General features: G+C 41.4%; 7 protein-coding genes. 4 read left to right on the top strand and 3 right to left on the bottom strand.

Features of this window, described 5'->3' with window-relative positions; all coding sequences use genetic code 11:
* Window positions 1-185 precede the first annotated feature (185 nt).
* The gene (gene glyQ, locus FET73_RS13585; protein ID WP_154224612.1) at window positions 186-1,124 is read left to right on the top strand and encodes a glycine--tRNA ligase subunit alpha; all 939 of its coding nucleotides are present in this window, start codon (window positions 186-188) and stop codon (window positions 1,122-1,124) included.
* A gap of 1 nt (window position 1,125) precedes the next feature.
* A complete protein-coding gene (gene glyS, locus FET73_RS13580) occupies window positions 1,126-3,189 on the top strand; it encodes a glycine--tRNA ligase subunit beta (protein ID WP_154224521.1) in 2,064 nt (687 codons plus the stop codon).
* Between the two features lie 214 nt (window positions 3,190-3,403).
* Here glyS and FET73_RS13575 read toward each other — a convergent pair whose 3' ends face one another.
* Together FET73_RS13575 and FET73_RS13570 are read right to left on the bottom strand one after the other, a co-directional pair.
* On the bottom strand, window positions 3,404-3,799 hold the full coding sequence (locus tag FET73_RS13575; protein ID WP_154224520.1) for a hypothetical protein: 396 nt from the start codon (window positions 3,797-3,799) through the stop codon (window positions 3,404-3,406).
* Between the two features lie 10 nt (window positions 3,800-3,809).
* On the bottom strand, window positions 3,810-5,231 hold the full coding sequence (locus FET73_RS13570) for a hypothetical protein (protein ID WP_154224519.1): 1,422 nt from the start codon (window positions 5,229-5,231) through the stop codon (window positions 3,810-3,812).
* 247 nt (window positions 5,232-5,478) lie between these two features.
* Here FET73_RS13570 and FET73_RS13565 point away from each other — a divergent pair, with 247 nt between their 5' ends.
* Both FET73_RS13565 and FET73_RS13555 read left to right on the top strand, forming a co-directional pair.
* Window positions 5,479-9,465: a hybrid sensor histidine kinase/response regulator transcription factor gene (locus FET73_RS13565; protein ID WP_154224518.1), complete on the top strand. Its 3,987-nt coding sequence runs from the start codon at window positions 5,479-5,481 to the stop codon at window positions 9,463-9,465.
* 406 nt (window positions 9,466-9,871) lie between these two features.
* The gene (locus tag FET73_RS13555; RefSeq protein ID WP_154224517.1) at window positions 9,872-10,237 is read left to right on the top strand and encodes a YbaN family protein; all 366 of its coding nucleotides are present in this window, start codon (window positions 9,872-9,874) and stop codon (window positions 10,235-10,237) included.
* A gap of 420 nt (window positions 10,238-10,657) precedes the next feature.
* On the opposite strand, the gene FET73_RS13550 is transcribed toward FET73_RS13555, so the two are convergent.
* Window positions 10,658-10,945: a hypothetical protein gene (locus tag FET73_RS13550; protein ID WP_154224516.1), complete on the bottom strand. Its 288-nt coding sequence runs from the start codon at window positions 10,943-10,945 to the stop codon at window positions 10,658-10,660.
* Between the last annotated feature and the right edge of the window lie 283 nt (window positions 10,946-11,228).

Genomic DNA, 11,228 nt, shown 5'->3' with positions numbered 1-11,228 from the left:
GGTTGTGTTGCCTTATGGTGGTGTTAAAAAATGAATCAAAAGCGGGTTCAAGTGTTGGTTTATTCTTGATTTTAGCAAAAGCCACCGTAGATTTCACAAACACCATGCGATTTGATGGCGAATTGATTGGGAAAAGCCGGCAGCTTAGGTATAATCTCGAACTTTTACAAACCCCTGTTTACAGCATGGAAAACAGCCAAAAATCAGCACTGACGTTTCAAGAACTGATACTCAAATTACAACAATTCTGGGCCGATAACGGCTGCGTCATCATTCAACCATTGGACCTAGAAGTCGGCGCGGGCACTTTTCACCCAGCAACTTTCTTGCGTTCTATTGGCCCTGAGCCTTGGAATGCGGCTTATGTGCAACCTTGTCGCCGCCCAACCGATGGCCGATACGGTGAGAACCCAAACCGCTTACAACATTATTACCAGTTTCAAGTGGCCTTGAAGCCATCGCCTGATAACATTCAGGAGTTGTACTTGGAATCTTTGAAAGCCATTGGTATTGATGTGTTAGAGCATGACATCAGGTTCATCGAAGACAACTGGGAATCACCGACTTTAGGTGCTTGGGGTTTGGGCTGGGAAATTTGGTTGAATGGGATGGAAGTCACGCAGTTCACTTATTTCCAACAAGTCGGCGGCATCGAGTGTAAACCAGTGATGGGTGAAATCACTTATGGTCTTGAAAGGTTAGCCATGTATTTACAGAACAAAGACAGCATCTTTGACTTGGTGTGGGCAGAGACACCGAACGGCACGGTCACCTATGGCGATGTCTATCACCAAAACGAAGTGGAACAATCAACTTATAACTTTGAACACGCCAATGTGCCTGAATTATTCAAAGCCTTCGATGAAGCTGAAGCGGCTTGTTTGACCTTGATAGAAAAAGAACTGCCTTTACCGGCTTATGAAAAAGCATTGAAAGCATCGCACTTGTTTAATTTGTTGGATGCGCGCAAAGCCATCAGCGTAACAGAACGCCAACAATTTATTTTGAAAGTGCGTCACATGTCGAAATCTGTGGCCCAAATGTATTACCAATCACGCGAAGCCTTGGGTTTTCCGGGTTGTAAAAATCAATCGGCAAGTCAAAAAAACAAGGAGGTTAAGTAACATGGCTGATATATTATTTGAACTGGGTTGTGAAGAATTACCTCCAAAAGCCTTGTACGGTTTATCAAAAGCCTTATTCGATGGCGTTTGTAAACAATTAACAGAACAAGGATTTGCCTTTGCTGAAGATTCACGTTGGTATGCATCACCCAGAAGGTTGGCATTTATCTTGCGTGATGCCAGTGAGCAGTTAGAAGACAGCACAACAGAAAAACGAGGCCCTGCAGTAGCTGCTGCTTTTGATGATGAAGGCAACGCCAAACCAGCCGCCATGGGCTTTGCCCGATCTGTTGGTGTTGATGTCAGTGACTTACAAAAAGTCATGACAGACAAAGGCGAATACCTCAGTTACCAAGTCACTGAAAAAGGCCAGCACATCAATGACGTGTTGCCAGCTGTTATTACACAAGCAATTAAGCAACTGCCTATCCCTAAACCGATGCGTTGGGGTAACAATGATTTTGCCTTTATCCGTCCGGTTCATTGGATGGTATTGATGAATGGCGAAACAGTTTTGAACATGAATCTGTTTGATGTCCAATCTGGTCAACAAACCCGCGGACACCGTTTTCATAACAACACTTGGGTCAAAATCCCAACGGTGCTTGATTATGTTTCGGTATTGCAAGAAGCGCAAATCATGGTTGATCATTTAGAACGTGAAGCTTTGATCACTCAGCAAGTCAATGATGCGGCAGAAAGCGTCAATGGCACGGCTTTGATTGGTAGCGCTTTGTTACAAGAAGTCGCCAGCATCACAGAAAAACCTGTGGCCGTATTGGGCGATTTCTCAACTGACTTTTTATCGGTGCCGCGCGAAGCTTTGATTTCGTCGATGGAAAAGCACCAAAAATACTTCGCCATAGAAAACAGTGAAGGGCAGTTGATGCCCCATTTCATCGCACTGGCGAACATAGATTCAAAAAACCCAGCAGCTGTGAAAAAAGGCTTTGAAAAAGTCATCACGCCCAGATTGGCCGATGCCCGTTTTTTCTGGGAAAAAGACAAAGCACGTCCATTATCGGACAACACGCCTTTGCTTGAAAAGATGGTGTTCGAAAAAACATTGGGCACCATTGCTGATAAAACTGTTCGGATTGCCAAGCTATTGAACTGGTTGGCGCCTCAGATGAATTTTGATGCCGCTGAAGGTGACCGAGCTGCTGAACTGTTGAAATCAGATTTGATGTCAGACATGGTTGACGAGTTTCCAGATTTACAAGGCTTGATGGGCGGCTATTATGCCGCAGCCCAAGGTGAGTCTGTTGATGTGGCGAAAGCCATCCGTGACCAATATTTGCCTAAATTTGTAGGCGATGCGCTTCCTGAAATTGCTTTAGGACAAGCAGTCTCTATGGCGGATAAGATGGACACCTTGTGTGGTATCTTCGCTGTCGGCAAAAAGCCATCAGGTTCAAAAGATCCCTTTGCCTTACGTCGTGCGGCTTTGAGTGTGCTGGCAATTTTGCAACAAAAAGCCATCAATGTTTCAGTGCCTGAAATGGTCAAACAAATGATGTCATTCATGCCGGTTGAAGACACTGCTGATGCCGAAGAAACGGTGAATCAATTCATCCAACAACGCTTGAAGCAGCAATATAAAGACAACGGCATTGCATACGATGTGGTTGAAGCGGTTTTGGCCACCGACAGTGACAACTTACCAGACATCGATGCACGCATTGAAGCCTGTCAGTCATTCAAAAAAGCAGCTGAAGCAGGCAGTTTGATTGAATCTAACAAGCGCATCAACAACATCTTGGCCAAAGCAGAAATCACTGAAGCTTCAGCGATTGATGTCGGTTTGTTTGAAGCAGACCAAGAAAAAGCCCTGTTCGCGGCATTAAGCGAAGTCCAAGATCAAGTGGCGCCCTTATTCGACCAAAAAGCCTACAGTCAGTGTTTACAGCAGATGGCTTCATTGGCCGAACCTGTGGCTGAGTTCTTTGAACACGTGATGGTTAATGCCGATAACGAAGCAGTAAAAAACAACCGCCTGGCTTTACTTCAAGCCATGCAATCGCTGTTCAACCAAGTGGCGCAGATTTCATTGCTGGTTAAGTAAACTTTAAATCGTCACTCCCGCGTAAGTGGGAGTACGATTGAAAAGCACATTCGTGCAGCAAAGATAGACCTAAAGTCGGATATTCTTCAGCAAGGGAATGACGGAAGTAATAATGGTACTTACTTTCAGATCATAAACAACACACCAGCGAAGGCAAGCGTGTTGTTTGAAATACCATCTTACGCAGCAAGTACATTAAGGTGTTTTCAGTTGACTATTGCCAACCACCGTTGTTCCAATTCATTTGATTCCAGTTCCATGAAGTGTCGTCGCATATCACTTGCAAAGTGCTGGCGCCACCTGGGGATATCACACCTTCGTTGTTACTGACCTCGCAGCTTTGCTGCTGTGGGATGTTAGGTAGATTGATTATGGTTACCGCCCAATGACTGCCAAATCCCACATTTGTAGCAAACACAAAACCACCGTTATCATCAATACTTAGCAGTTCTGTTTGGTTATTTACCGAGAGTTCCAATGTAAGCCCTGTGTTTAATACTCCACTGGCAGTACCTGCAACCAGAGCGTTGGCTTCAAAACTTGATTTATATATCAAATCTGTAGCATACAATTGCGTTGAAAAAAGGCATAGAAACAATAATTTTTTCATGTATAGCTCCTTAATGATTTTGATATAATGAACCAGCTGCCCAGTCATCAACATTGTTAGCAGTTCTTGTCAATCCGCCACTGACAGTTGAGTTATTTCCTTTTGCATTATTACTTTTGCCTCCATTGACAGATGAGTTTATTCCTGCAGCATTATTTAAAGTACCACCACAGACTGATGAATTTTCTCCTCTAGCAAAATTAAAGAAGCCGCCGCTGATTGAGGCTTTACTTGCCAGTGCTTGGTTATCACCACCGCCACTTATGGAAGAATAAGTTCCAGTTGCATTGTTAGTCCAGCCGCCACTGATGGATGAAAAATTTCCAGATGCAGCGTTGTTCCACCCTCCACCTACAAATGAATAATTTCCTGAAGCCTGATTGTTTTGGCCACCATTTACAGATGAATGAGGTTCAGATGCTGTATTACTTGAGCCTCCACTGACTACTGAAAGAGCACCTGATGCTGTATTATTTTCGCCACCGCTTATGGATGAGAAATTGGCTGTAGCGTTATTGTACTGACCCGCGCTCACAGAAGAGGCAGCCCCATGTGCCGTGTTTCCCTCACCGCCACTGACAGATGATTGGGTGCCAGAAGCTGTGTTATCCAGACCACCGCTAATAGATGAAGCATTACCTGAAGCTATATTAGTTGAGCCGCCACTTACTGATGAAACTGATCCAGATGCCGTATTAAATGAGCCGCCACTGACAGATGAATTAGCTCCTGACGCCGTGTTAAGCATACCGCCAGATATGATTGAATTTGTGCCCGTGGCGTAATTAAACCGCCCACCTAAAACAGAAGCAAAATTACTGTTTGAGGTATTTGATTGACCTGCAATAATGGCACCATTGTCATCAAAAGAATTGTCCTTTCCGAGGATTAAATTATGAGAGCCAGCAATGCTGCTTGTCGCCCAAATGCCTCCTTCGCCGACGCAAGCCGTTTCATCTGTGAGTGATGGGATGTCACAAAAGAAGTCTGTAATATTTAAATTTTCGTTATAGCCTATGATTAAATTGCCCAATTGGTTTTTTTGATCAGTTTGGCCGGTGCCGTTGATAATTTGCACATTGATGGCATCGAAAACAGCCGTATCTATGCCATTAAATGTACTCAGGAATAAATAACCATCTAATGACAACACAGAATTGCTGGCCACAGCATGGAGGCTGCTTTCAAGCGTAGAGATGGTTTGGATGGCAGTGTCTAGTTCATTTGTTAGTGTTGCTATGGTTTGATTGGTAACAATTTGTGCTGCTTCTAAATCGTTGAGTCTTGATTCCAATAGAGCAAAGTTGGCATTAACATCACTCGCAGTGGCTGGGGTGTTGGGCAAAAACTCAATGAGGCCCTTCCCACTTGCTGAAGCTTGGCTCGCTGCCGCATGTAAGGTAAACATTAGTAGTAGATGGTGTTTTTTCATGAGGATCCTCAAAATATAGTTTAATAGTGAGGGGTATTACAGCAAGTGACGAGACTTAAAAGTTAGCAATATAAGAGCAATTGTTTGTCATTTTGAGCGCTTAATGTTTTTTTCAATTTGTTAACTAAGTTTTGTGTGAAAAACATTTTTCTCGCTGAAACAAAATCATATATACTGAAAGTGCTTTAAAAAAACCGACTTCACTATCAATTACATCCTGTTCCTGATTGTTTTTTACACTGCCCAGTTGCAAGCCGAAAACTATGCTGAGATTGGTTTACCTGTGGTGGAGGTTTATGACTCTTTTGTTCATAAAGGGGCGAATCAAAACTGGTGGCTTGCACAAACTAAAAATGGTCTGATTTATAACGGATCAGGTACCGGGTTAAATGAGTGGGATGGTGAACAATGGCGGATGTATCATACACCGTTTAAGTCACGCATTCGTGCGGTATCTATTTGGACTGATGAACGGATTTATGTGGGTACTAATAATGACATAGCTTACTATCATGCCAACGAATCGGGTAGTTTAGTTTACCAGTCTTTATTGAGTGACTGGCCTTCTGCCGAAAAACAGTTTGGTGAAGTTTGGTCAGTGGCTTCAAACAAACATGGTGTAATGTTTTTAACCAGCCAATCATTGATGTTTTGGGATGGGGTGAAAATACACAAGATTGATACGTTGTTTGGTTCGCATAGAATATTCAATGTTGATGATGTTTTCTATTTTAAAACCACTTCTGACCCGCATTTATACACCATTAACGTTCAGCCCGATATTGAAATCAAGAAAACGGGCATTCAGTTGGATGAAAAAATATCACTGAGAAAAGTACTCAGAAATCCGCAGGGCAACTTGGTCTTGTTTACCGCAATAAATGGTATTTACGAAATCATTGATAATCAGGTTGTTCAAAGGTTAGAACCACAATATCTGCCAGATGAAGTCAATGTCTTTAATGCTTTTCAAGCCAGTGATGGGTATTATTATTTGACCTCTTTATTTCATGGTTTATTCATCGTTAGCCCTGAGTTTAAATTGGTCAAACACTATAGACAGGAGCATGGACTTGGCACCAATACACTGTTATCGGTGATGGAAGATTTTCAACAGAATATCTGGATTTCAGGTGTTCCTAATATCATTAAAATGGTGCCTCCACACCGCTTCAGTCGTTATGAGACAGAAGACAAATCGAATTTGAGTGAAGGTATCAGCCTGATAAATAATCGGGTGATTACCTTTGGTGAGGGTGTTTATGAATTACAAATCGGTGCTTCAGCCGTTAATCCAGCTTCTTTCATACCTGTTACAGACCACAAAAATAATATTTGGGATACCATTGAGTATAAAGGTCATTTGCTTTTTTCAGGAACAGGTGGGGTTTTTGCTTTGCTTAATACTGAAGGTGGTGGATATGCCAATAAAACTCAATTGCTAGAAACACAATTTGCCAAACACCTCGCGATTGATGAGGCTACAGATACGTTGTTTGCTTCGTCTGCTGAAGGTTTATTTAGAATTCACTATAACAACAATCAATGGCAGGTAGATAAAATACCTGGTACTGATAACGACTTACATTTTATGGCCATTGATGAAGGTATTGTTTGGGTCGGCACTGCCACTCAGGCGTTGTATAAAATTGAGCATGCTCAGGATGACACTCGTGCCAATATAATCACTGAATTTGATGGTAACGATGGTTTAGGTAAAAATAATGTAGTGCCCTTTGTTATTTCTCAAGGGATGGTATTTGGGACTAATGATGGTTTGATGGATTACCAACAAGGCCGCCAACCTGAATTGCAGTTTATTGAAACTTTACCAGATATTTTTCACAGTCCAAATAAAGATGTTTATCGTGTGTACGAGGATCAGCAACAAATGCTGTGGTATCGAATTGCTGCACACACAGGTTATGCCAGCTTGGATCAAAATAATCAGTGGCAAACCCATGAGCATCTGTTTAAATATTTTCCGGATTCAGGTTATAAAGACTTTATTAAAACTGCTGAAAACGTCCTGTGGTTCAGTATGGCCAATGGCAATATATTTCGCAGCAATACGGACTTAATTAAATCCATCCCACCTCAGGGTAAGTTGAATATTCGTCAAATAATAAATTTGGATACAGAGGAACAAATCTACGGTGGTTTAGGTACTCCGCATTTAACGGAATTAACTCAGGATAACAATTCTATTCGCATTCAATTTGCCATGGCGGATAACAGTATATCTAACGCAAAAGATGGCAATCAAGTGCTTTACCGACATCGTTTGTTGGGTAGTGGTGTTGACAAATTTTCAAAATGGTCAGCAGAAAACAGTAAAGATTTTACCTTGTTAAAAGGTGGGGAGTACCAGTTTGAAGTTCAAGCCAAAGATGCTTGGGACAGGGTCAGCAGTAGCCACATTGATTATCATGTATTGCCGCCTTGGTATTTAACTAAAACGGCATGGTTAATCTATGCATCGATTGGATTGTTGCTACTGGTTCTGTGCTCATGGATTACACAAAAATGGCGCACTCAAAGGTTGCGGTTAAGGAATGAAGAGCTGGTACAACAAGTCTCACAAAGAACTGCAGAGGTTCAGGCTCAAGCCAATAAACTTAAGCAACAACAAATACTCAAAGATCGATTCTTTACCAATGTATCTCATGAGTTCAGAACACCGCTTACCTTAACCATTGCGCCTTTGGAAGCTTTCCTCAATGACAATAAAGATATGGACAATACCGTGCTTCATCCCATCAGGACGGCATTAAGAAATTCGAAAACCATGCTATCTCTGGTCTGCCAGGTATTGGACCTTAATCGATTGGAATCTGGCCAGTTTCAACTAAAAGTGGCACGGTATGATGTTGCTGATTTGATTCTAGGCGCCATTGAAAAATTTCAACCATGGGCCCAGCAGCACCAACAAGAATTGACAGCCGTTTATAGTGATGAGCCTTGCTGGTTGTATTTTGATAAAGACTTGATAGATAAATGCCTTTCTAACCTGATTTCAAATGCCATCAAGTACAGTGGTGATAAAACCCGCATAGAAGTTTCATTGGTAAAAAGTGGTGAATACACAGGCATTAAAGTTGATGACAATGGCAGAGGCATTAATCCAGAATTTGAAAACAAGTTGTTCCAAAGGTTTAGTCAAGATGAAGCCTCTGAACAAATATCAGAGCCAGGTACAGGTATTGGCTTGGCATTGGTGAAAGAATTGATTGTATTGCATCATGGTCATGTAGAACTGGTCAATCATTCTGCGCAGCTTACGGAGAATAGATGCCTTAATATGGATATAAATAAAAGCACAGGTTGCGCATTTATTTTGTGGTTGCACAATGATCAAGGTGTATTTAACGCATCACAAATTGTTGAACCTATTGCCCTTGAAGCAGGTTTTGATGCCGATAAAGTCAAGTTACCACCAGTAATTTCAGAAGTGAACGATAAAGAATCTGAAGCAGGCGAAGACATTACCTCCATATTGATTGTTGATGATAACCAGGAGTTGAGAGCGTTTATTGCTGCCAGGTTGTCCACTTATTACAGGATTATAGAAGCTGAAAATGGCCAACAAGGTATCAGTATGGCTACCTTGAATTTGCCGGATTTAATTATTTCGGATGTGATGATGCCTGTTATGGATGGGCTGCAAATGGTTAAAGAACTGAAAAACAATAAATCCACTCAGAATATACCGGTTATCATATTAACTGCCAAATCCACTAAGAGAGAAACTGTTGAGGGATTACAGGTCGGTGCAGATGACTATTTGAGTAAACCTTTTGACACATCAGAACTGATTGTCCGCATAGCGGGTATTATCAACAGCAGAAAACAGATCAGAGCAGCCATAAAACAGGAATTAACGCAGCAATTTGCGGGACTAAAAAACTGCGATGAATTCGTTGATAAACTTAAGGGTGAAATATTATCTGGATTGTCTGATACCAGTTTGTCAGTGGAGTCACTGTCTGCTGTGATGGGTATGAGTCGTTCTTCACTCAACAGAAAATGCCAACAAGAATTAAACAAAAGTACCGGACAAATCATCACTCAATTTAGAATGCAACAAGCCCACAGTTTATTGAGCTCACGACAATATACTGTCAGTGAAGTGGCTTATGGTACCGGATTTGATTCTTTGGCATATTTTTCACGCACTTTTAAAAAACATTTTGGCAAAACCCCGAGTGAAATTTGCAAACCTAAATTGAGTTGATAAGCATTCAGGTTTATGGATTTGGTCACTGGTATCAGGTGTCTTTTACCATCCACCCAGATAGAAATATGGCAAATAATTGAATTTAAAAATCAATATTACTCGTTTATATGCTGACTTAGACTACTACAATGAGCATCATCGTTTTAGCCACAAAAAAATTTGGTATTTCTTACCGTGAGCATCACTGGTTGGTTCGGGCATCGAAAAACACATCACTCATCGCATTATGCTTTGTTATTACTCGTCAATATGCCCAGAAAAATTTTAAAGCAGGACTGCTAACAGTTTGCTCGGCTTCTCTTCTCTTCACATCACTTCAAATTTTAGCTGACAATTATTAACCCATTAAATGAGCGCTGTTGTTTGGATAATAATCAGTCAGTACACGGTGTAAAATAAACCCATGCTTGATAAAATAAAAAAGCCATTTTGGCTACTGTTGGGGTTCATTTCAGTGGTTTTGGCGGTTGTTGGTGTTATTTTGCCTTTATTGCCGACCACGCCGTTTTTGCTTTTGGCGGCTTTTTGTTTTTCACAATCATCGACCAAAGCACATCAATGGCTGATCAATCACCGTTTATTTGGTCCATTGATTAATGACTGGCAGCAACATGGAAAGATCAGGCGGAAGGTCAAAGTTGTGGCATTATCCACCATGGCATTGATGCCGATATTGAGCTGGTTTTTAGGTGCGTCGTACTGGGCTTTATGGGCACAAACTGGCGTTTTGTTATTGGTCGCAAGTTTCATAATAACCAGGCCTGAATAAGTATTTAAATACAGGCCCTTTTAAACAGTCACAGCGATTGGTTTTATAACCAATTAAAAACCAATTAAGGACACACACTTGATGAGAAGTTGAAATCAATTTTCAGCTTATTTTTCTGCCCTACATTTGGTTGATATTTGGATTTTGTTACTAGATTTGGGGGAAAATTGTTAGTTTGGCTCAGAGAAATTGGTTATTTTTCTGTTTCGCCAGATTCTGTCCGAGCGGAAGGTCTTCACAGAATTGACTGGTTAACTCTAGATTGATAAATTGAGGCTATTCAAGGGCAGGTTTCAGTATCATTCCCATTGAGCATTGTTTCTTCGTTTTACGAGAAAACTCTTTAAGCTGAGCAGTAGTTCCAACAGCAGAAAAATTCGTCTGGAATGAATTTTCACGCAAGCCCCGAAGGGGTGAGTATCAGGGATGGTACGAAAAAAAGCCTACAGATTTAAAACCTCTTAATTCTTCTAGCCACATGTCTGAACTGATTCCTAACTGATCAATGGTACTGGCTGAATCGTTGGGTATAAAACAGCGCTTATCGTCTCTAACACAACGCCCTGATTCATCTATCAAGTCGATGTAGCTAGAAAGGTAATAAGGCAAACCATTGTCACCTTTACCAAAAGATGACAGCCATGTATTTTTGTTTTCAATACGTTTTTGAATTGAAATGTAATCCGAACCACCCAAAGCCTTGGCCACGCACGGGCGTTAAATTTTTAAAGGCTTTTTTCACTTCGTGAAAGTCGTCATTAAATAATTTAACTTTGCTCCAGCCCGAATTGGATTCAAATCAACATAGGCCATACAACAAGGAAGGTTGGGCTGAGCTACGCGAAGCCCAACACTTTGTCTTAATGCCGGTGACGAACAGGTGAAGATTAACCGCCTGGCTTTACTTCAAGCCATGCAATCACTGTTCAACTAAGTGGCGCAGATTTCGTTGTTGGTTAAGTAATTTAGCAGAAAGGGAAAGCAAAACCAT

It is taken from the genome of Marinicella rhabdoformis (assembly GCF_009671245.1).
GTDB classification, from domain to species: Bacteria; Pseudomonadota; Gammaproteobacteria; order Xanthomonadales; family Marinicellaceae; genus Marinicella; species Marinicella rhabdoformis.
Note: the sequence above shows the minus strand (reverse complement) of the source record. Positions and strands in the feature narration are given on the sequence as shown.